The following is a 21,617-nucleotide window of genomic DNA, read 5'->3' as shown; positions in this document are numbered from 1 at the left end:
ACTGGCGGGAGCCTAGCCGTTCGCACCTCGGACCACGGGAACCTGTGGACGGAGCCGTGGCGGGGAGCGGGAAGGGGGGCGGGAAGGGGGGCGGGGACGGAGTGGTTCGCTCGCGGTGGACGCGGCGCCGGCGCGAACGGACCGGGGCAGACCTGCCCCGACACCCGGACGTTCCGACACCCGGGCGTTCCCGGCGCCCGGACGCACCCGGCGCCCGGACGTACCCGGCAGCTCAGTCCATGTCCTCGAAGGCGTCCGCGAAGTCCAGGTCGGCCGTCCCCGGGCCCGAGGGCGTCATGACGCGCGCGGTGAGGGCATCGCGGCGGTCGCGTCCGTGCGGATCGCGTGCCTCCTCGTGCACGACGACCCAGACGGTCACCTCGCCCCGGGCGTCGTCCCGGACACCCCAGTCGTCGGCCAACGCGGTGATGATGTTCAGCCCGCGGCCGCCGTGCGCCGTGACCGACGGGGTCATGGGGGCCGGGCGGGTAGGCCCGCCGCCGTCCGTGACCTCGACGACCAGCCGGCCGCGCGGGTCCACCCGCCAGGCGGCCCGGACGTCGCCGTCTCCCGCCAGGGCGTCCCCCAACGGGCGCCCGTGCTTACAGGCATTGCTCAAAAGCTCGGAGAGGATCAGTACGGCATCGTCGATGACCGATTCCGAAAGGCCGCCCGTGCGCAACTGATCGCGCATACGGTGTCTCGCCTTCCCCACGCCTGCAGGGCCATGGGGTACGGCCATGCTCGACGACGTGGGCACCTCCTGTGCCACCACCAACGCCACCCCCGAGACCTCCTTTGCCCCACGCCACGGTGTGGATGCCCCATCGGCCCGAACCGGAAACCGGCCAAGAAAGGTCCGGTGACGCATTCGCCACGGACGAATACGAACCGAACGCGCCGGAGCACTCCCTGTGACGGGCCGTCGCCATGGCCCTCCGGGCCCGGCTTCGTGTGGCTTGATTTCGATGGTGTGGCCGAGAAGCGAGGATGATGCGAGGGGGGCGTTCGGGTCAAGAGGTGCGAGACGTCCTTACGTGACTCTTTATCTGAGACGTATTCAGATCCCTTTTCTCGCGCCCGCGCGGGTTCACCGCCCCAGCCGGCGCAGCACGGCTCCGGGCCGGTTGGTGATGATCGCGTCGATCCCGAGTTCCACGCACAGATCCACGTCCTCCGGCTCGTTGACCGTCCACACGTGCACCAGGTGGCCGTTGCGCTTCAACCGCTCGATGTACGCCGGGTGGTTGCGCACGATCCGGATCGAGGGGCCCGCGATCCCCACGCCGGCCGGCAGGCGTCCGTCGCGCAGCCGGGGCGAGAGGAACTGCAGCAGGTAGACCGTCGGCAGCGTCGGCGAGGCCGCCCGCACCCGGTGCAGCGATCTGGCGGAGAAGCTCATCACGCGCACCGGGGACTCGGCGGCCGTCACGGGGGCGTCCAGGCCGAACCGCTTCAGCAACAGCAGCAGCCGGTCCTCGACCTGCCCCGCCCACCGCGTGGGGTGCTTGGTCTCGATCGCCAGCTCCACCCGCCGCCCGGCGTCCGCGACCAGCTCCAGCAGCCGCTCCAACGTCAGTACGGAGGTGTCCGCGCGGTCCTCGGGGCGGAACTCCCAGTCCGGCTCCTCGTCCCGGCCCCGCCAGGCCGGTCCCCGCTTCCACGCGCCGAAGTCCAGGGCGGCCAGCTCCGCGAGCTCCAGGGCCGAGACCGCGCCCCGGCCGTTGGACGTACGGTTGACCCGGCGGTCGTGCACGCACACGAGGTGGCCGTCGGCGGTCAGGCGTACGTCACACTCCAGGGCGTCCGCGCCGTCCTCGATCGCCTTCCGGTAGGCGGCCAGCGTGTGCTCGGGGGCGTCCTCGGAGGCGCCGCGGTGGGCGACGACCTGGATGCGATGCTGTGGTGCGTGGGTCACCGCGACATGGTGCCACCGCGAGGGGGTACCCGGGGGCATCCCCGATGCCGGCAAAGGGAACTTTTGTCGGACAGGCCCTATATAAAGGTTGTCCGTGTACCCACAGCCACCGCTTATGGTGCTCTGACGGCCTGTGGGAAAAGCTGACGGCATACAAAAGCACATGCACAGCTGAATCGCGCCGGACCGACAGCAAGCGTGAACGAGCGTGACCGAGTGCGACCGAGAAGAACAGCCGTGGACCGAGGAGAGAAGCTGTGAGCACCGAGAACGAGGGCAACCCGGTACCCCCGGCCCCGTCCACACCTCCAGTGCCGCCGGCGACTCCCGCTGCCTCCCCGCAGCCCGCCGCGTCCGAGGGAGAAGCGCCGACCGCACCGATCCCGCCGGCTCCCCAGGGCGCTCCCGCCCCGGCCGCGGGTGACCCCTACACCGCCCCCTCGGGGGCTCCCGAGGGCTCCTGGCCGCCCCCGCCGCCCGCGACCCCCTCCTACGCGGACGCCGGGGCGGGTGCCGGAGCCGGCTGGGGCTCGCCCTACGACCAGCAGTACCCGCACCAGCCGTACCAGCAGCCGCAGCCCGCGCCGAAGAAGGGCAGCGGACGCGGCGGGCTGATCGCCGCCGTCCTGGTGGCCGCACTGGTCGCGGGCGGCGCGGGCGGCGGGCTCGGCTACACGCTGGCCAAGAACAACGACGACAGCGGCTCCACGACCGTCTCGGCGTCCACCGACAGCGGTGTGACCCAGGTCAAGCGCGCCGCCGGCACCATCGCGGCGGTCGCCAACAAGTCGCTGCCCAGCACGGTCACCATCGAGGCCGAGTCGACCAACGGCGACGGCGGCACCGGTACCGGGTTCGTCTTCGACACCCAGGGTCACATCGTGACCAACAACCACGTGGTCGCCGACGCCCTCGACGGCGGCAAGCTGACGGCGACGTTCCCGAACGGCAGGAAGTACGACGCCGAGGTCGTCGGTCACGCGCAGGGCTACGACGTCGCGGTGATCAAGCTCAAGAACCCCCCGTCGGACCTGAAGCCGCTCCCCCTGGGCGACTCCGACAAGGTGGCCGTCGGCGATGAGACGATCGCGATCGGCGCCCCCTTCGGCCTCTCCAACACCGTCACCACGGGCATCATCAGCGCCAAGAACCGCCCGGTCGCTTCCAGCGACGGCAGCGCGTCGAGCAAGGCGTCCTACATGAGCGCCCTGCAGACCGACGCCTCCATCAACCCGGGCAACTCCGGCGGCCCGCTGCTGGACGCCGACGGCGCGGTGATCGGCATCAACTCGGCGATCCAGTCCGCGTCCAGCGGCGGCCTCGGCAGCACCGGGCAGTCGGGCTCGATCGGCCTCGGCTTCGCCATCCCGATCAACCAGGCCAAGTACGTGGCCCAGCAGCTGATCAAGACCGGCAAGCCGGTCTACGCGAAGATCGGCGCCTCGGTGTCCCTGGAGGACTCGTCGGGCGGCGCCCAGATCACCGACTCCGGCTCGGGCGGCGCCGCCGCGGTCGAGTCGGGCGGCCCCGCCGACAAGGCCGGACTCAAGCCGGGCGACGTCATCACCAAGCTCGACGACTCGGTGATCGACAGCGGCCCGACCCTGATCGGCGAGATCTGGACCCACAAGCCCGGGGACAAGGTGCAGATCACCTACAAGCGGGGCGGCTCGGAACACACGGTCACTCTCACCCTCGGATCCCGGGTGGGCGACAGCTGACACCCACCCGGCCCGCAGCAACGGGCCGGGCCGGACCCGTGCGCAAGCCCCGGCGTGCCACGCCGGGGCTTCGCCATGCGCGCCTCGTCACGGCCGCGCCCTGAGCCTCTTGCCGGCCGTGACGGACCTCCGGGGAGCCGGTCCCGGGGGGTCCCCCAAGAGCCGCCAAACCTCTGTTCGGGCCAAGGTCCCGCGGATCCGTCGAGGCCGGTACTCTGTACGCGCTCCACTCCAGGTGAGATGGGGCATAGGTGGGTTGCCCGAGCGGCCTAAGGGAACGGTCTTGAAAACCGTCGTGGCGCGAGTCACCGTGGGTTCAAATCCCACACCCACCGCGTGACGTGAACGGCCCCTGACCAGGTGAGACGGTCGGGGGCCGTCGGCGTGTGCGCTCCCCTTCAGGCACCGCCGTTCCCCTTGTCTCCCGCCCGTCACGAGGCCGCTACGCCCCGTGCCCCGTCATCCGGGCTGCCGACGCGATCGTCGCGCGCGCCTCGCGTTCCGTGAGGCCCGTGTGGACCGCCGCGTCGATCAGCGGGGCCCGCAGGGCGCGGCCGATGCCGTTCTCGTAGGCGCGGCAGGCGGCCCAGTAGAGGCGGGTGTTGCGCTGGCCCTCGTGGGCGGCGAGGACGAACTGGACCAGGCCCTGGCCCCGCTTGCCGACCGAGGGGTGGGTCGCGGGGTGGGGGGCGCGCGGGGGCGGGAGGAGCAGGCGCAGGAGGGACGGCGGGCAGGGGGCCGGGACCAGGTGCGCGGTGCCGGGAGCGGTGGCGTAGACGCCGTGGTCGGTGCGGGAGCCGGGGCCGACCAGGTAGCCGCCGGCGCCCCGGATGTCGATACCGGGGGCGAGCCGGCCCGCCGAGTTGGGTACGACGGCGTCCGGTGGCCCGGTCAGCCAGACGTGCCGCCCGCCGCTCGGCGTGAGCACGACGACCGTCGGCGGGATGGTGAACAGGTGCCGCAGCGCCAGTTCGCGCAGGGCGCCGGTGGCGTCCGTGCCGGACTTGACGTCGAGGTCGACGCCGATCAGCCGGTGCGGGGGCAGTCCGCAGGCGATGCCGTAGCCGGTCGCCCAGGGTGCGGCGGCGAAGAGTTCGCGGATGCGGGCGGGGTCGGTGGTGGCGTCGTACACCCCGTGGCCGGGGCGGCCGCACTCGCCGTGGCAGGGCGGCGACGGCGGTTCCGGGCCGTCGGGGAGGCGGCGGGCGCCGCGGTGGGTGGGCCCGGGCCGTGGGCCGGGTCGGGCGTCGTCGGGTGCGGAACGGTGGGGTGAGCGCAGTGCCGGGAGCTTGGTCCGGGACAGCGGGATGACGGACAGGCCGCGCTCGGCGGCTGACAGGGCGTGTGCGAGGGCCAGCGTCGTGGCCTGCCGGTCGGTGGTGGCCATGGCTCTATGTTCGTACGTGCGTTCGAAAAAGGAAAGGGGGATTCGCTGGGACACGCCGTGGTCGGCGATGTCGCCCGGGAGGAGTGGCGGAACGGTTCTCCTCCTGGGGTGGCTGATGGGCCTGATGTCCGGAGAGGTCACGAGTGCCCCGAGAGTCGACAAAAGATGGTGAAAGGGGTTTATCGACTTGTCATCACGCTTGAGGGCGAATAAGGCTTTCCGGACTGTTCGCCGGGGATTCGGTGGGCAATTCTGATCTCACGACGTCGATGACAACCCCGAGGCGGTCGGCCAACTGCCCGGGAAAAAGCCTTACTTGACGTACCTCCGGCACAGCCGGGCACTGAGAGGAAACAACATGGCAAGCATCCGTACCGCCCGCGTTCTCGCCGCCGTCTCCGCCCTCCCGCTCGCCGCGGCGCTCTTCGCCGGCGCGGCGGCGGCGGACACTGGGGCGGTCGCGGACAACGGATCGAGCGCCAACGCCGGTGTGGCGGGCGTCGTCGGCAGCGGGGTCGGCCACAACAACAACGGCAACTCCTCCACCACGCAGCAGAACGCCGTGGGCAACGGCGCCTCGACCCAGAGCAACACCGCTCAGGTCAACGGCTCCGCCTGGACGGCCCTCCAGCAGGGCAACGACAACGTCGCCGTGCACTTCACCCGGCTGTGGTAAGCCCCGTCTGATCCCGGGGTGGGGGGGTCTGTGGGGGGCGACGTGCCTGCGCGGCGGTGCTTCGGCGCCGCCGCGCAGGCGCTTTCCGGCGTCCCGAACCCTGCCGCCCTCCTCCGGGGCCCACCGCCCCGTTCACCTTGACAGTGGGCCATATCTGACGGACAGTCAGAAACCATGCATCTGGCCCTCACCGAACGCCAGCAGCGGCTGCGCGGCGAACTGCGCGCCTACTTCCGGTCCTTGATCCCGTCCCCCGCCCCGGAGGGGCCCGAGGAACGCCGTGCCCTGCTCCGCCGCATCGGCGCGGACGGCCTGCTCGGCCTCGGCTGGCCCGTCGAGTACGGCGGTCAAGGCCGCGGCGCCGACGAGCAGTTCGTGTTCTTCGACGAGGCGTACCGGGCCGGTGCCCCCGTCTCCATGGTCACGCTGAACACCGTCGGACCGACGCTGATGAAGTACGGCAGCGCGGAGCAGAAGGCCCGCTTCCTGCCCGGCATCCTCCGCGGCGACCTGGTCTTCGCCATCGGCTACAGCGAGCCCTCCGCCGGCACCGACCTGGCCTCGCTGCGCACCCGGGCGGTGCGGGACGGCGACGGCTGGCTGATCGACGGACAGAAGATCTTCACCTCGGGCGCCCAGCACGCCGACTGGATCTGGCTGGCCTGCCGCACCGACCCCGAGGCGCCCAAGCACCGCGGTATCTCGATCCTCCTGGTCCCCACGGACACCCCCGGGTTCTCCTGGACGCCGATCGAGACGGTGGGCGGCCAGGTCACCACGGCCACGTACTACGACGGTGTCCGCGTCCCCGCCGGGAACCTGGTCGGGGCCGAGCACGACGGCTGGTCGCTGATCACCAACCAGCTCAACCACGAGCGGGTCGCCCTCGCCGCCACCGCCATGCAGGCCGAGGACCACTACGCGGCCGCGCTCGCCGCCGCCCGCACCCCCGATCCGGTGACGGGCCGACGCCGGGTTGACGAGCCCTGGATTCGTTTTCGGCTGGCCGAAGCACATGCCAGGCTCGCGGCGAACCGCCTGCTCAGCTGGCGTTTGGTGGCGGACGCGGGGGCGGGCCGGGTGGCCCCCGCGGAGGCCAGTGGAGTGAAGTTCGCGGGAACGGAATCGGCAGTCGCGACGTATCGCATGTGTCAGGAGGTCGTCGGCGAGGCGGCGTGGGTCCGGTCCGGTTCGCCGGGGGCGTTCGGGGACGGCGAGCTGGAGCGGCTGAACAGGGCGGCGCAGATCAACACGTTCGGGGGCGGGGTGAGCGAGGTGCAGCGGGAGATCGTCGCGACGATGCGGCTCGGGATGAGGAGGGGTGGCCGTGACCGACGGGAGCGATGAGCTGACGGCACGGCTGAGGGGGTACGAGGGGCAGCCGGCCGCCGTCTCCGGCGTGGGCCGGGATCCGGTCAACCTGCCGATGATCCGCCACTGGTGCGAGGCGATGGGCGACACGAACCCGGCGTACCGGGGCCCGGCGGCCGTCGCCCCGCCCACCATGCTCCAGGCGTGGACGATGGGCGGTTTGTCGGGGCACCTGGGACGCACCGGCGCGTACGACGAACTGATGGCGCTGCTCGACGGGGCCGGCTGCACCTCGGTGGTCGCCACCGACTGCGAGCAGGAGTATCTGAGGCCGCTGCGGCCGGGGGACGAGATCGTCTTCGACACGGTGATCGAGTCGGTGTCCGGGCGGAAGACGACCAGGCTGGGCACGGGTCACTTCGTCACGACCCGCACGGACGTCCGGGCCGGTGGCGACCTCGTCGGCACCCACCGGTTCCGCATCCTCAAGTACGCCCCGCGCGCCAGGCCGACCGCCGACCGGCCCCGGCGTCCCCGCCCGGTGGTCAACCGGGACAACGCCGGTTTCTGGGAGGGGGTGGCGCAGGGGCGCCTGCTCATCCAGCGCTGCACCGGCTGCGGCACCCTGCGCCACCCCTGGCTGCCGGGGTGCAACGCCTGTGGCTCCCTCGACTGGGACACCGTCGAATCGTCCGGGCAGGGCACCGTCTACTCGTACGTCGTGATGCACCACCCGCCCTTCCCGGCCTTCGACCCTCCCTACGCCGTGGGCCTGATCGAACTGGCCGAGGGGGTGCGGATGGTGAGCAACGTGGTCGGGGTGCCGTACGACAAGGTGCGGATCGGGCTGCCGGTACGGGTGGAGTTCCGCCGCTACGGGGACGGGGACGGGGACGGGGACGAGCACGGGGACGGAGCGTCGACCCTGCCCGTCTTCCGGGCCGTCGAGGGTCTCGAAGGGCAGGCCTGACATGGACTTCACGCCGACCGAACCCCAGGCCGAGGCCCGCGAGCTGGCCGCCAGGATCTTCGCCGACCTCGCCACCCACGAACGCCTGCGGGCCGCCGGCACCGGCAGTGACCCGGAGCTGTGGAAGGCCCTCACCGCGGCCGGGCTGGTGGCCGCGGTGGCGGAGCTGGGTCTCCTCGGGCTCGTACTGCTCCTCGAGGAGCAGGGCCGCACCACCGCCCAGGTGCCGTACGCGGCGAGCTGCGTGTACGGGCAGCTGGCGATCGCCGCGCACGGTACGCCCGAACAGCGGGAGCGGCTGCTGCCCGGGATCGGCGACGGGACGCTGGTGGTGACCGGCGCGTTCCCGGCCCAGCCGGCGGTACGACCGTCCGCGCCCGCGCGATCCGCCGGGCGCCCGGCGGGGCGCCCGGGGCTGAGCGGTACCGTCCCTGTCGTCCCGTGGCTGCGTGACGCCACGCACGTCCTGGTCGCGGACGCCGAGCGGCGGCTGTGGCTGGTGGCGCTCGGAGAGGGCACCGGCGTCGAGGAGACCGAGCTGACCGCCCCCTGGTCGGCCGGACGCCTCACGCTCCACGACGCACCCGCCGAACCTCTCGGTCCCCACCGTCCCCGACCGGGCCCCGGCCCCGACTCCGCCCCCGGTCCCACCGCCACTCCCACCCCCTACGCCGACGTCCTCGCCACCGCGCGCACCGCCTTCGCCGGACTCCAGGCCGGGGTCTGTGCGGGCTCCCTGACCCGGGCGGTCGCGCACACCAACTCCCGCGAGCAGTTCGGGCGCCCGCTCGCCACCCGGCAGGCCGTGCAGCTGAGGGCCGCGGACGCCCACATGGACATCGAGGCGATACGGGTGACGGCGTACGAGGCGGCCTGGCGCAGGGACGAGGGGCTGCCGTACGCGACGCACGCGCTGACCGCCGCCTGGTGGGCGTCCGAGGCGGGGCAGCGGGTGGTGCACACGGGTCAGCACCTGCACGGCGGTGCGGGCGCCGACGTGGAGCATCCGGTGCACCGGCACTTCCTGTGGGGGCGCCAGCTGGACGCGTACCTGGGCAGCGGGGGCGAAGTGCTCCAGGAACTGGGAGAGGTGATCGCGAGTGGGAGTTGAGACGACCAGGCTGGGGGTGGGCACCGAGCTGCCGCCGCTGGAGGTCCCGATCACGCGGACGCTGATCGTGGCGGGGGCGATCGCGTCCCGGGACTACCAGGACGTGCACCACGACGCCGAACTGGCCCGTCGGAAGGGCTCACCGGACATCTTCATGAACATCCTGACGACGAACGGCCTGGTCGGCCGGTATGTCACCGACTTCTTCGGCCCGACCGCGGAGCTGCGCAAGGTCGCGATCCGGCTCGGGGCGCCCAACTACCCGGGGGACACGATGGTGCTGACCGGCCGCATCGAGGAGCTGGACGGCGAGGCGGGCACGGCGACGGTCCGGGTGGTCGGCGCCAACGGCATCGGCAACCACGTGACCGGCACGGTCGCCGTGGCCTTCACCGAAGCCACGGTGACGGTCACCATCACGGACACGGACACGGACACGGACACGGACACGGACACCGGCACCGACACCGGCACGGACACCGGCACGGACACGGACACGGACACCGGCACGGGTCAGGACACCGGCACGGGCACCGGCACGGACGGAGCGGAGGCGTGAGCGTGCGGGGCCGGGACTCGCTCGGCGGGCGGGCGGCGATCGTGGGGATCGGGGCCACCGAGTTCTCCAAGGACTCGGGGCGCAGCGAGCTGCGGCTGGCGGCGGAGGCGGTGCGGGCCGCGCTGGACGACGCGGGGCTGGCTCCGGCGGACGTGGACGGGATGGTGACGTTCACGATGGACACCAGCCCGGAGATCACCGTGGCGCAGGCGTGCGGGATCGGCGAGCTGTCCTTCTTCTCCCGCGTCCACTACGGCGGCGGCGCGGCGTGCGCCACGGTCCAGCAGGCGGCACTGGCCGTCGCGGCCGGGGTCGCCGAGGTGGTGGTCTGCTACCGCGCCTTCAACGAGAGGTCGGGCCGCCGTTTCGGCTCGGGGGTGCAGCACCGGGAGCCGTCGGCGGAGGGGGCCGCGCTCGGCTGGGCGCTGCCGTTCGGACTGCTCACCCCGGCGTCCTGGGTGGCGATGGCGGCGCAGCGCTACCTGCACACGTACGGGCTGACCCCGGAGGTGTTCGGGCACGTGGCCGTGCTGGACCGCGGTTACGCGGCGACCAACCCGGCCGCCTACTTCCACGGCCGTCCCATCACGCTCGCCGAGCACGCGGCCTCGCGCTGGATCGTCGAGCCGCTGCGGCTGCTGGACTGCTGCCAGGAGACGGACGGCGGCCAGGCCCTCGTCGTCACCTCGGTGGAGCGGGCGCGCGACCTGCCGCAGCGGCCGGCCGTGATCGCGGCGGCCGCGCAGGGGGCGGGCCGGGCCCAGGAGCAGATGACCAGTTTCTACCGGGACGACCTGACCGGGCTGCCGGAGATGGGCGTGGTGGCCCGGCAGCTGTGGCGCACCTCGGGGCTCGCACCGGCCGACATCGACGTGGGCATCCTGTACGACCACTTCACCCCGTTCGTGCTGATGCAGCTGGAGGAGTTCGGGTTCTGTGGACGGGGGGAGGGGGCGGACTTCGTGGCGGGGAAGCGGCTGCCGTTGAACACCCACGGGGGCCAGCTCGGGGAGGCGTACCTGCACGGGATGAACGGGGTGGCCGAGGGGGTGCGCCAGCTGCGCGGCACCGCCGCGAACCCGATACCGGGGGCGGACCGGGTCCTGGTCACGGCCGGTACGGGGGTGCCGACGTCCGGCCTGGTGCTGACCTCGGACGGGTGAGCCCGGCGGCCCGGGCCGTAGGGCGCCCGCAGGGGTAAACCCGCAGGAGCCCGCGCCCGTACTCCACCTTCAGGAGGTGTAGGCAGCCCCACCCCTACAACCTGAGGGGGAGTCGCCTTCGGGACCTGCGGCCGATACGCCGGAGCACCGCTCACTCATAGCGTGGAGCCATGACCACACCCGTCTGCACCAGCGCTTCGGACGCCGCCGTCTCGGCGAGGCGGACCGGCCCGAACCAGCGGGCGTATCCGTCGTTCGCGTCGTACGTCATGGCCCGCCAGCCGGTTCTGCTGCGCACCGCCCGGTCCTTGACCGGGAACCCGAGCGACGCCGAGGACCTCCTCCAGACCGCCCTCGCCAAGACGTACGTGGCCTGGGAGCGGATCGAGGACCACCGGGCGCTCGACGGCTATGTGCGCAGGGCCCTGCTGAACACCAGGACCTCGCAGTGGCGCAAGCGCCGGGTCGACGAGTTCGTGTGCGACGAGCTGCCCGAGCCGGAGCCGGTGCCCGGGGAGGACGACCCGGCCGAGCGGCAGGCGCTGCACGACGCCATGTGGCGGGCGATCATGAAGCTGCCCGCGCGGCAGCGGGCGATGGTCGTGCTGCGGTACTACGAGGACCTGAGCGAGGTGCAGACGGCCGAGGTGCTCGGGGTGTCGGTGGGCACGGTCAAGTCGGCGGTGTCGCGGGCGCTCGGCAAGCTGCGCGAGGACCCGGAGCTGGTCCTCGCCCGGTGACCGGCCGCGGGCGGCCGGACCGGACGGGCTTTGTTGCCCTTCTCCTAGTGACATACCGAGTGGTATGTGAGCAGAATCAGCGCAGCCCCTTTACCACCGAGTAGGCAATGTCGCCCCCGGGAGGACGCCGTGCTGAGCACCATGCAGGACGTACCGCTGCTGATCTCCAGGATCCTGACCCACGGGTCGACGATCCACGGTGCGTCACAGGTGACCACCTGGACGGGCGAGGACGAGCCGCACCGCCGCAGCTTCGCCGAGATCGGCGCCCGCGCCGCCCAGCTGGCCCACGCCCTCCGCGACGACCTGGGGGTCCGGGACGACGACCGGGTCGCCACCCTCATGTGGAACAACGCGGAACACACCGAGGCGTACTTCGCGATCCCGTCCCTCGGCGCGGTCCTGCACACGCTCAACCTGCGGCTGCCCGCCGAGCAGCTGGTCTGGATCGTCAACCACGCCGCCGACCGGGTCGTCCTCGTCAACGGCTCGCTCATCCCGATGATCGCCCCGCTGCTGGCCAAGCTGCCGACGGTCCGGCACATCGTCGTGTCCGGCCCGGGCGACCGTTCCCCGCTGGCGGGCGCCACCGCGGCCGTACACGAGTACGAGGAGCTGATCGCGGGAAAGCCGACCACGTACGACTGGCCGGAGCTGGACGAACGCCGGGCCGCCGCCATGTGCTACACCTCGGGCACCACCGGCGACCCCAAGGGCGTGGTGTACAGCCACCGTTCGATCTACCTGCACTCCATGCAGGTCAACATGGCCCAGTCGATGGGCCTGACCGACCAGGACACCTCGCTGGTGGTCGTACCGCAGTTCCACGTCAACGCCTGGGGCCTGCCGCACGCCACCTTCATGACCGGCGTCAACCTGCTCATGCCGGACCGGTTCCTGCAGCCGGCCCCGCTCGCCGAGATGATCGAGAAGGAGCGTCCGTCGCACGCGGCCGCCGTCCCCACCATCTGGCAGGGCCTGCTCGGCGAACTCACCGCCCACCCGCGTGACGTCTCCTCCCTCACCCAGGTCACCATCGGCGGCGCGGCCTGTCCGCCGTCCCTGATGGCCGCCTTCGACAAGCTGGGCATGCGGGTCTGCCACGCCTGGGGCATGACGGAGACCTCCCCGCTCGGCACGATCGCCCGCCCGCCGGCCCATGTGGTGGGCACGGAGGAGGAGTTCGCGTACCGCCTCACCCAGGGCCGCTTCCCAGCCGGTGTCGAGGCACGGCTCAGCGGCCCCGACGGCGAACGCCTGCCCTGGGACGGCGAGTCGGCGGGTGAGCTGGAGGTGCGCGGCCCCTGGATCGCGGGCGCCTACTACAACGGCCCCGACGGCGAACCGCTGCGCCCCGGCGACAAGTTCAGCGAGGACGGCTGGCTGAAGACCGGTGACGTCGGCACCATCTCCCCCGACGGCTTCCTCACCCTCACCGACCGCGCCAAGGACGTCATCAAGTCCGGCGGCGAGTGGATCTCCTCGGTCGAGCTGGAGAACGCGCTGATGTCCCACCCGGACGTCGCCGAGGCGGCCGTGGTCGCCGTCCCCGACGACAAGTGGGGCGAGCGCCCGCTGGCCACGGTCGTCCTGCGGGAGGGCGCCACGGCCACCTTCGAGAGCCTGCGCGTCTTCCTCGCCGAGGAGGGCAGGATCGCCAAGTGGCAGCTGCCGGAGCGGTGGACCGTGATCGAGGCGGTGCCGAAGACGAGCGTGGGCAAGTTCGACAAGAAGGTGCTCAGGAGGCGGTACGCCGAGGGGGAGCTGGACGTCACCAGCCTCTGAGCGCCCCGCGCCGAAGCGCCCCTGAAAGGGGCGCCGGGCGGCAGCCGATGCCCGGCTGCCGCCGCGTGGGCGCCCCAGCCATGACCAGCCACGACCAGCCATGACCAGCCATGACCAGCCACGGCCAACCGTGACCGAAGCGGCCAACCGTGACCGACCGCGGCCGAAGGGCGGCAGTTCCCCGAACGGCGCCCTCAGTTCGTCCCGATCCGGGCCAGCAGATCGACGATCCGGCTCTGCACCTCGGCACTCGTCGACCGCTCCGCCAGGAACAGCACCGTCTCGCCCGACGCCAGCCGCGGCAGGTCGGCCTGGTCGACCGCCGCCGTGTAGACCACCAGCGGCGTGCGGTTCAGCTGCCCGTTCGCACGTAGCCAGTCAATGATCCCGGCCTGGCGGCGGTGCACCTGCATCAGGTCCATCACCACCAGGTTCGGCCGCAACTGCCCCGCCAGCGTCACCGCGTCCGCGTCGCTCGCCGCCCGCGCCACCTGCATGCCGCGCCGCTCCAGCGTCGACGTCAGCGCGAGCGCGATCTCCGCGTGCTCCTCGATCAGCAGCACCCGCGGCGGATGCTGCTCGCTGTCCCGGGGCGCGAGCGCCTTCAGCAGGACGGCGGGATCGGCACCGTAAGCCGCCTCGCGCGTCGCCTGTCCCAGCCCGGCCGTGACCATCACCGGCACCTCGGCCGCCACCGCCGCCTGCCGCAGCGACTGCAGCGCGGTGCGCGTGATCGGCCCGGTCAGCGGGTCCACGAACAGCGCGGCCGGGAACGCGGCGATCTGCGCGTCGACCTCGTCGCGGGAGTTCACGATCACCGGCCGGTAGCCGCGGTCGCTCAGCGCCTGCTGGGTGGTGACGTCCGGGGCCGGCCAGACCAGCAGCCGGCGCGGGTTGTCCAGCGGCTCCGGGGGCAGCTCGTCGTCCAGGGGCTGCGGACGCGGCGGGTCCGCGACCTCGACCGCGCCACCGGGGCCGTCCAGCGGTTCCGGGCCCTCGGCCGCGTTCACGTCGGGCGCGCCTATGGCGTACGACCGCCCGGCGCCGTCGGTGGCACCCGCCAGCCGGGACTGCCCGGCGGGCGACGGCTGCGACAGCGGCTGGCCAGGCACCGGCGGGCCAGGCACCGGCGGAGCGGTCACCGGCTGTTCGGCCGGCGGATGCGGGCGCGCCGACTGCTCGGGCCGCGCCTGCTCGGCACCGGGGGCCGGGTCCGGGCGCGTACCCAGCTTGCGGCGCCGTCCGTTGCCGCCGGGCTGGTGCGGCGGCGGGGTCGCCGTCGGCTGCTGCACCTGTGCGGCCTGCCGTGAGAACGGCACACCCTGCCCCAGCGTCCGCACGCTGAACGCCCGGCCCTGTGTGGAGTCCGGGTCCACCGGCACGGCCGTCGCCGCCGCCTCGGCGGGCAACGGCTGCGCGGCGCGCGCCGGTTGCGGGGCGGCGACCGCGTCGTCGGCGCCCGGCCACTGCTGCGGTACGGAAGCGGGCGCGGCCTGCGGCGGAAGCGGCTGGGCGGGGACCTGGGCGTCCTGGGCAGCGGGGGCGGGCTGCGCGGGCGGCAGGGGCTGCTGCCCGGGCTGTGCGGGGGCCGGCTGGGGCGGTACCGGCTGGCCCGGGACCACCGGCACGGCCGACTGCGGCTGGGCCTGCGCCTGCGCCGGGACCGGTTGGGCCGGGACCACCGGCACGGCACTCTGCGCCTGGGCCTGCGCCGGTACCGGGGCCGCGCCCGGCAGCACCGGAGGCACGGGAGGCACCGGCTGGCCGGGCTGACCGGCCTGCACCGGAGGCACCGGCTGACCCGGCTGCTGCCCGGGCACCGCCTGGCCGACGGGCAGACCGGTCGGCACGGCGACCTGCCCGGCGGGCCCGGCCTGAACCGGGATGCCCTGTCCGGGCTGCCCGGGGGGAACGGGTTGTCCGGGGGGAACCTGCTGCGCGGGCGGTACGGGCTGCGTCCCGGCGGGAACCTGCTGTCCGGGCGCCCCCGCCTGCGCGGGGACCGTCGGTACGGCCTGCGGCTCGGACGCCCCAGGCACCTCGGGTGCCCCAGGCACTCCGGCGGCGCTTACCACTCCCGGTGCACCCGGTGCACCCGGCGCCCCCGGCGCACTTGCCACCCCAGGCACGCCAGGCACTCCGGCCGCGCCCAGGACCCCCGATGCACCCGGCACCCCTGGCGCGCCCGACGCCCCAGGCACCCCTGGCGTACCAGGCGCCCCCGGTACTTCCTGCACACCCGGCATCCCGGTCCCGGCCCCGGCCTCCGGCGGCTGGCCCACAGCCCTGCGGCGGCGGCCGGTCGGTGCGGTGGTGGGGTGGGGCTGTGGCGGGGTATGGTCCTCGTCCTGGTCGGGCGCCGCGGCGTCGTGCCGGCCCTCGTCGCCCGCCGCCCCGGTCGGCTCGGGGCTGCGGTCGGCGTCGGCGGGCGGCAGAGCGAACACCGGCCGGGGGCCCGCCTGCTGGGCCTCCTGCTGCTCGGCCCGCTCAGCGGCCGCGGCCAGCGCCCGGCGTCGGCGTCCGCTCGGCTGCTCCTCGGCGGTCTGCCCCGCAGGGGGCAGCGCCGGCGGCAGTGCGTGCGGTTCGTCGGAATCCTGCCGCCCGCGATGCCCGGACGCGGGCGCGGGCACACCCTGCGGCGGAACGGTGCCGCCGAGACCCGTACCGGAGGCGGCCGTACCGGCCCCCTGCTCGGCCGCCGTCACCACAGCACCCTCAGCGGCCACTCCGGCCACTCCGCCCATCCCGGCGTTCCCGTCGGCCGGACGCCCGCGCCGCCGTCCGGTCCCGCCGGACCCCGGTTCCGCGCTCTCCAGCGCGGCGGGCCCGCTCTCCTGCTCCATCGCCTCGGCGGCACGCCTGCGCCGCCGTCCGGTCGGCACGCCCGGTGCCTCACCCTCCCCGGCCTCCGCGGCCTCGCCGGGGACTTCGCTCTCCAGGAAGGCGTCGACGGAGGACCGCCGGGCCCGCCGTCGGCCGGCGGCACCCGTCTCGTCGGCGGCGGGCGGCACGGCCACCTCGGCCCCGGGCGGCGCGGCCACGGCCCCGGCGCCCCCGCCGATCGGCACCTCCAGCACGAAGGCGCTGCCGCTCATGCCGGGCACCTCGTGAGTCTGGAGCACCCCGCCGTGCGCGCGCACGATCCCGCGCACGATCGGCTCGTGCACCGGGTCTCCCCCGGTGTACGGCCCGCGCACCTCGATCCGTACGACCTCGCCGCGCTGGGCGGCCGCGACGACGACGGTGTTGTCCATGTACCCGCCGGCCGAGACGGGCGAGTTGCCGGTCGCGTCGACGCCGGCCACGTCCGCGATGAGATGCGCGAGCGCGACGGCCAGCCGTTGCGGGTCCACCTCGGCCTCGATGGGCGGCGCGTGCACGGCGAACTGCACCCGGCCGGGGCCGATCAGCTCCACCGCCCCGTCCACACCCGCGGCGACGACGGCGTCCAGCATGACCTTCGTACGGGTGATGTCCTCGGTCCCCGCGTCGAGCCGCTGGTAGCCGAGCACGTTGTCGATGAGCTGGGTGATCCGTGAGTAACCGGCCGAGAGGTGGTGGAGCACCTGGTTGGCCTCGGGCCACAGCTGCCCGGCGTCGTCGGCGGCGAGCGTGGCCAGTTCCCGGCGCAGCTCGTCGAGCGGGCCGCGCAGCGACTGCGCGAGCAGGGTCAGCAGCTGCTCGTGGCGTGCGTGCAGGGCCTCGTAGCGGTCCTTCTCGCGCTCGCCGAGGGCCGCGTACCGGTCCTCGGCCGCCGTCACTTCCTCGGCGTGCCGCTCGCGCAGCTCCTCCACCTCGGTGACGTGCTTCTGGCGCAGCGCGGTCAGGTCGGAGGCGTGCTCCTCGGAGAGCTTCTCCAGCTCCTCGGCGTGCGCCTTCTCCAGGGCGGTCTTCTCGTCGACGACGGCGTCGTACGGCCGCCGGTCGGTGAAGGTCATCACGGCGCCGACGAGCTGGTCGCCGTCGCGCACCGGCGCGGTCGTCAGGTCGACCGGCACCCGCTTGTCGCCCTTGGCCCACAGCACCTGCCCGCGCACCCGGTGCTTGCGCCCGGAGCGCAGGGTGTCGGCGAGCGGCGACTCCGCGTACGGGAACGGCGAGCCGTCGGCGCGCGAGTGCAGCACGAGGTTGTGCAGCTCCTTGCCGCCGAGCTCACCGGCCCGGTACCCCAGTATCTGGGCGGCGGCCGGGTTGACGAGGACGATCCGCCCGTCCGTGTCCGTGCCCACGACACCCTCGCTCGCGGCGCGCAGGATCATCTCGGTCTGCCGCTGCGAACGCGCCAGCTCGGCCTCGGTGTCGACGGTGCCGGTCAGGTCCCGCACGACGATCATCAGCAGTTCGTCGCCGCTGTAGCCGTAACCGTCGTACGCCTGCTGACCGTTCTCCAGGTTGGCGCTGGTGACCTCGACCGGGAACTCCGTGCCGTCGGTCCGCCGGGCCACCATCCGGGTCGGCTTGGTCCGGCCGCGCGGGTCCATGTGGTCGGGGCGCCGCATCGAGCCCGGGATGAGCCGCGAGTCGAACTCCGGGAGCAGGTCGAGCAGCCCGCGCCCGACCAGTGCCGTTCCCGGGGCCTCGAAGGCCTCCAGGGCGATGGTGTTCGCGTTGACGACGGTTCCGTTGGCGTTGACCAGCACCAACGCGTCCGGCAGCGCGTCCAGTATGGCTGCGAGGCGAGCAGCGCCTCGGGATGGCCTGCTGCTCACGAGACGCTTCCTCCCTGTTACCGCACCTTGCCGACCGCTCGGGCCATCTTGCCAACCGGCCCGCGACGTGTCACGCGAGGGAGTCTAAAGGCACCGGTTCCGGTCACGGCGCCGGATGAGAGGGAGGTCGCACGACGAAGTGACGGCGAACATGTGACCGATGCGCCTCACCTCCGTCACACCTCCACGAGGCCTTCGCGGGGGCGGGGCGTCGCGCCGTGGGTTCACGGACCGAGGTCGGGCAGCAGCGGCACCAGGTGGTTCCAGCGCCCGATCTCGCAGCCGTTGCTGCGGTCGTACGTCGCGTCGACCGGACGGCCCGCCCAGGTGCCGGTGACGTGGGCGGTGGCGGGGCCGCCGTAGATCATGGTGCAGGCGGTGCCCGGGGCGACAGGGGCGAAGGTGTCCCGGCCCCAGCGGGTGTTCCGGTCGAGCGCCTGGCACGCGCCGGCCACGTCCGGGTGACTGCCGGCGCCGGGGTGACAGAACAGTTCGTACGTCCCGTCCCGCCCGTCACCGGCGTGCCGCACGGCGACGGTGAGATGGTCGGCCGGTACGGCGGCGGAGGCGGGCCCGGGCAGCGCCGGGACGGATCCGAGAACGGCGGCGACGGCCCCGAGGGCGCCGCGCACGGTGAGGTGGGCCATGCCCTGCCCAACGCGCGGCCCGCCCGGACGTTGCGCGCGACGTCGTACGGCGGCGCGGCGCGGCGCCCCGCCGGCCAAAGGCCTTTGCCCTGCGCCCCGGCTGCCTAGTACCGTGGGAGCCGATTGGTGACAGCACGCTCGACTGTGTCATCATCTGCACGCACCACTCGCGCTCACGCGGGCGGCTGTGCTGGAGGCGTCGCCTAGTCCGGTCTATGGCGCCGCACTGCTAATGCGGTTTGGGCCTTAAAGCCCATCGAGGGTTCAAATCCCTCCGCCTCCGCCACCTGATCACCGAAGCCCCGGTCCACCTGGACCGGGGCTTCGGTGCATCCAGGGCCCATCAACCCCCGCTGACCATGTTTTCGCAGGTCACAAGGGGTACGCCTAACGGATTTCACATGGCGGCGGCAGTCATGTAGTGTTCTTCCTGTCGCCGAGAGCGGCCCGGAAGGGCAAGGATCGAAGACAGAAAACAGAACAACAAGCACTCGTAGCTTAACGGATAGAGCATCTGACTACGGATCAGAAGGTTGCAGGTTCGAATCCTGCCGAGTGCACACAGCTCAGAGGCCCCGCCGGTTCGCCCGGCGGGGCCTTTGGCGTCAACTGGTGTACGTCGACTGATCCTTCTTCGCGGGAATCGTCGCAGCCGCGTCACCGTCGTGGCTCTCCTGGCCGGATGTCGAGGATTGGTTGTCGGCCACGCGGAAACTCCGCTGGTGTCCGATCTGTGTCTTTCACCTTCTCGCTCACGTGACCCGCCTTCCGGTCGCCTCAGCGCATGTGGGGAGTGCTCATGAAGACAGACACCCGTTCCACCTCCCGCCTACGACACGATCCGCTCGTCCGGGGCCTCGGCTGGGCCAGTGCGCTGCTGGGCGTGCCGCAGGTCGTCGCCCCGGCGGGCTTCGCCCGGGCCCTGGGCGTCGGCGACGCCCCCCGGCACCGCTCGGCAACGACCGCCGTCGGCGTGCGCGAGCTGGCGGCGGCGACCGCGCTGCTGGGGCGGCCGCGTCCCGCCTGGCTCTGGGGCCGCGTCGGCGGCGATCTCATGGACCTGACGATGCTGACCCGGGCCCTGAAGAACCACAACGGTCGCGGCGTCGGCCGCACCGCCGCCGCGACCGCCGCGGTCACCGCCCTCACGGCCACGGACGTCTACGCGGCCGTGACCCGAACCCGTAGGAGCACCCCTATGGAACTGACCGCGGCCACCACCGTCAGCCGGTCCCCGGACGAGGTCTACGCCCTCTGGAAGGACCTGGAGCGCCTGCCGGACTTCATGGCGCACCTGGACGAGGTGCGCGTCACCGGCGCGCGCACCAGTCACTGGCGGGCGAGCGCGCCGTTCGGCAAGACGGTCGAATGGGACGCCGAGACCACGGAGGATGCCCCCGGCCGGCTGATCGCCTGGCGGTCGGTGGACGGGGCCGACGTCGACAACTCCGGCGAGGTCCGCTTCGTGCCCGCTCCCGGCGGCCGGGGCACGGAGATCCGGGTGGCCCTGCGCTACGACCTGCCCGGCGGGGCGCTGGGCAAGGCCGCGGCGCGCTACTTCGGCGAGGAACCGCACCAGCAGCTGGACGACGACCTGCGCCGCTTCAAGCAGATCGCGGAGACCGGCGAGGTCGTCCGCTCCGAGGGCGCGCCCGGCGGCAAGCGGGCCCGCGGCGAGTTCCCTCAGCACCCGGCCCGACCGCTGACCGCGGACGAACTGAAGGAGGCCCTGGCATGAAGGCGAACTGCTGGACGGGACGCAACTCTGTCGAGGTGCAGGACGTCCCCGAACCCTCGATCCTGAACAGCCGCGACGCCATCGTGAAGATCACCTCGACGGCGATCTGCGGCTCCGACCTCCATCTGCTCGACGGCTACGTCCCCACCATGGAAAAGGGCGACATCATGGGCCACGAGTTCATGGGGGAGGTCGTCGAGGTCGGCCCCGGCATCCCCGACGGCAAACTGCGCGTCGGTGACCGCGTCGTCGTGCCCTTCCCCATCGCCTGCGGCGCCTGCGCGTCCTGCCGCGCGGAGCTGTACTCGTGCTGCGAGAACACCAACCCCAACGCGGGCGTCTCGGAGAAGTTCTTCGGCCACCCCACCGCCGGCATCTACGGCTACTCCCACCTCACCGGCGGCTTCGCCGGCGGCCAGGCCGAGTACGCCCGCGTGGTGCTCGCCGACGCCAACGCCCTCAAGATCGAGTCGGACCTCACCGACGAGCAGGTGCTGTTCCTCTCCGACATCCTGCCGACCGGGTACATGGGCGCCGAGATGTGCGACATCCAGGACGGTGACGTCGTCGCCGTCTGGGGCGCCGGTCCGGTCGGCCAGTTCGCCATGGACAGCGCCCGGGTCCTGGGCGCGGAGAAGGTCGTCGCGATCGACAAGGAGCCCTACCGGCTCGACATGGCCGCCGCCCAGGGCTACGCCACCGTCAACTTCGAGGACACCGACGTACGGTCCGCCCTGCTCGAACTGACCGGCGGCCGGGGCCCCGACAAGTGCATCGACGCGGTCGGCCTGGAGGCCACGCACGGGGCCTCCCACGTCCATCTCTACGACCGGGCCAAGCAGGCGGTCCGCTCCGAGACCGACCGGCCGCACGCCCTGCGCCAGGCCATCCTGTCCTGCCGCAGCGGCGGTGTGGTGTCGGTCATCGGCGTCTACGGCGGGCTGATCGACAAGTTCCCGGCCGGTGCCTGGATGAACAGGTCCCTGACCCTGCGCACCGGGCAGTGCCACGTGCAGAAGTACATGAAGCCGCTGCTGGGCCTGATCGAGCAGGGCAGGATCGACCCCACCCGGGTCATCACCCACCGGCTGCCCCTGACCGAGGCGCCGACGGGCTACGACCTGTTCAAGAACAAGAAGGACCACTGCGAGAAGGTCGTCCTCTCGCCGTGAGGGGCCGGCG

General features: G+C 72.9%; 15 protein-coding genes, 3 tRNA genes and 1 pseudogene. 14 read left to right on the top strand and 5 right to left on the bottom strand.

The window, feature by feature from the left end; all coding sequences use genetic code 11:
* Positions 1 to 232 precede the first annotated feature (232 nt).
* A complete protein-coding gene (locus AB0G52_RS03005) occupies positions 233 to 871 on the bottom strand; it encodes an ATP-binding protein (protein ID WP_132888268.1) in 639 nt (212 codons plus the stop codon).
* Between the two features lie 219 nt (positions 872 to 1,090).
* The gene (locus AB0G52_RS03000) at positions 1,091 to 1,918 is read right to left on the bottom strand and encodes a glycerophosphodiester phosphodiesterase (RefSeq protein ID WP_361333146.1); all 828 of its coding nucleotides are present in this window, start codon (positions 1,916 to 1,918) and stop codon (positions 1,091 to 1,093) included.
* Positions 1,919 to 2,175: 257 nt separating this feature from the next.
* Between AB0G52_RS03000 and AB0G52_RS02995 the strand changes: the two genes are divergently transcribed.
* A complete protein-coding gene (locus AB0G52_RS02995; protein WP_361333144.1) occupies positions 2,176 to 3,639 on the top strand; it encodes a trypsin-like peptidase domain-containing protein in 1,464 nt (487 codons plus the stop codon).
* Between the two features lie 250 nt (positions 3,640 to 3,889).
* Positions 3,890 to 3,974, top strand: a tRNA-Ser gene (locus tag AB0G52_RS02990).
* Positions 3,975 to 4,081: 107 nt separating this feature from the next.
* Here AB0G52_RS02990 and AB0G52_RS02985 read toward each other — a convergent pair.
* On the bottom strand, positions 4,082 to 5,026 hold the full coding sequence (locus tag AB0G52_RS02985) for a bifunctional DNA primase/polymerase (protein ID WP_361333141.1): 945 nt from the start codon (positions 5,024 to 5,026) through the stop codon (positions 4,082 to 4,084).
* Between the two features lie 358 nt (positions 5,027 to 5,384).
* On the opposite strand from AB0G52_RS02985, the gene AB0G52_RS02980 reads away from it, so the two are divergent.
* The 8 genes and pseudogenes from AB0G52_RS02980 to AB0G52_RS02945 all read left to right on the top strand — a co-directional run bounded on the left by AB0G52_RS02980 (position 5,385) and on the right by AB0G52_RS02945 (position 13,341).
* Positions 5,385 to 5,702 (top strand): hypothetical protein, encoded by a 318-nt coding sequence (locus AB0G52_RS02980; RefSeq protein WP_132888258.1) that lies wholly within the window; start codon positions 5,385 to 5,387, stop codon positions 5,700 to 5,702.
* A gap of 174 nt (positions 5,703 to 5,876) precedes the next feature.
* Positions 5,877 to 7,049, top strand: a complete 1,173-nt coding sequence (locus tag AB0G52_RS02975) for an acyl-CoA dehydrogenase family protein (RefSeq protein ID WP_132888257.1) — start codon at positions 5,877 to 5,879, stop codon at positions 7,047 to 7,049.
* Positions 7,030 to 7,983: a bifunctional MaoC family dehydratase N-terminal/OB-fold nucleic acid binding domain-containing protein gene (locus AB0G52_RS02970; protein ID WP_361333137.1), complete on the top strand. Its 954-nt coding sequence runs from the start codon at positions 7,030 to 7,032 to the stop codon at positions 7,981 to 7,983. The genes AB0G52_RS02975 and AB0G52_RS02970 overlap by 20 nt, the downstream gene beginning before the upstream one ends.
* A gap of 1 nt (position 7,984) precedes the next feature.
* The gene (locus AB0G52_RS02965) at positions 7,985 to 9,094 is read left to right on the top strand and encodes an acyl-CoA dehydrogenase family protein (RefSeq protein WP_361333134.1); all 1,110 of its coding nucleotides are present in this window, start codon (positions 7,985 to 7,987) and stop codon (positions 9,092 to 9,094) included.
* Between the two features lie 10 nt (positions 9,095 to 9,104).
* Positions 9,105 to 9,473, top strand: a pseudogene (locus AB0G52_RS02960) (MaoC family dehydratase); the annotation flags it as partial.
* Between the two features lie 176 nt (positions 9,474 to 9,649).
* Positions 9,650 to 10,816 carry a lipid-transfer protein gene (locus tag AB0G52_RS02955; RefSeq protein ID WP_132888253.1) on the top strand — a complete coding sequence of 389 codons (1,167 nt, stop codon included), beginning with the start codon at positions 9,650 to 9,652 and terminating at the stop codon, positions 10,814 to 10,816.
* 170 nt (positions 10,817 to 10,986) lie between these two features.
* A complete protein-coding gene (locus AB0G52_RS02950; RefSeq protein ID WP_361333131.1) occupies positions 10,987 to 11,556 on the top strand; it encodes a SigE family RNA polymerase sigma factor in 570 nt (189 codons plus the stop codon).
* A gap of 141 nt (positions 11,557 to 11,697) precedes the next feature.
* Positions 11,698 to 13,341: a long-chain fatty acid--CoA ligase gene (locus AB0G52_RS02945; RefSeq protein ID WP_361333682.1), complete on the top strand. Its 1,644-nt coding sequence runs from the start codon at positions 11,698 to 11,700 to the stop codon at positions 13,339 to 13,341.
* A gap of 194 nt (positions 13,342 to 13,535) precedes the next feature.
* Here AB0G52_RS02945 and AB0G52_RS02940 read toward each other — a convergent pair whose 3' ends face one another.
* Both AB0G52_RS02940 and AB0G52_RS02935 read right to left on the bottom strand, forming a co-directional pair.
* A complete protein-coding gene (locus AB0G52_RS02940; RefSeq protein ID WP_361333128.1) occupies positions 13,536 to 18,050 on the bottom strand; it encodes a PAS domain-containing protein in 4,515 nt (1,504 codons plus the stop codon).
* A 224-nt stretch (positions 18,051 to 18,274) separates the two neighbouring features.
* Positions 18,275 to 18,697: an SSI family serine proteinase inhibitor gene (locus AB0G52_RS02935; RefSeq protein WP_361333125.1), complete on the bottom strand. Its 423-nt coding sequence runs from the start codon at positions 18,695 to 18,697 to the stop codon at positions 18,275 to 18,277.
* Positions 18,698 to 18,889: 192 nt separating this feature from the next.
* Between AB0G52_RS02935 and AB0G52_RS02930 the strand changes: the two genes are divergently transcribed.
* The 4 genes from AB0G52_RS02930 to AB0G52_RS02915 all read left to right on the top strand — a co-directional run bounded on the left by AB0G52_RS02930 (position 18,890) and on the right by AB0G52_RS02915 (position 21,607).
* Positions 18,890 to 18,983: transfer RNA gene (locus AB0G52_RS02930), tRNA-Ser, on the top strand.
* A 201-nt stretch (positions 18,984 to 19,184) separates the two neighbouring features.
* A tRNA-Arg gene (locus AB0G52_RS02925) sits at positions 19,185 to 19,257 on the top strand.
* A 239-nt stretch (positions 19,258 to 19,496) separates the two neighbouring features.
* The gene (locus AB0G52_RS02920; RefSeq protein WP_361333122.1) at positions 19,497 to 20,435 is read left to right on the top strand and encodes an SRPBCC family protein; all 939 of its coding nucleotides are present in this window, start codon (positions 19,497 to 19,499) and stop codon (positions 20,433 to 20,435) included.
* Positions 20,432 to 21,607 carry a zinc-dependent alcohol dehydrogenase gene (locus AB0G52_RS02915; protein ID WP_361333119.1) on the top strand — a complete coding sequence of 392 codons (1,176 nt, stop codon included), beginning with the start codon at positions 20,432 to 20,434 and terminating at the stop codon, positions 21,605 to 21,607. The genes AB0G52_RS02920 and AB0G52_RS02915 overlap by 4 nt, the downstream gene beginning before the upstream one ends.
* The last annotated feature ends 10 nt before the right edge of the window (positions 21,608 to 21,617 follow it).

It is taken from the genome of Streptomyces sp. NPDC021562 (assembly GCF_040640875.1).
Lineage (GTDB): Bacteria > Actinomycetota > Actinomycetes > Streptomycetales > Streptomycetaceae > Streptomyces.
The sequence above is the reverse complement of the archived record's forward strand: the minus strand, read 5'-3'. Positions and strand labels throughout refer to the sequence as shown.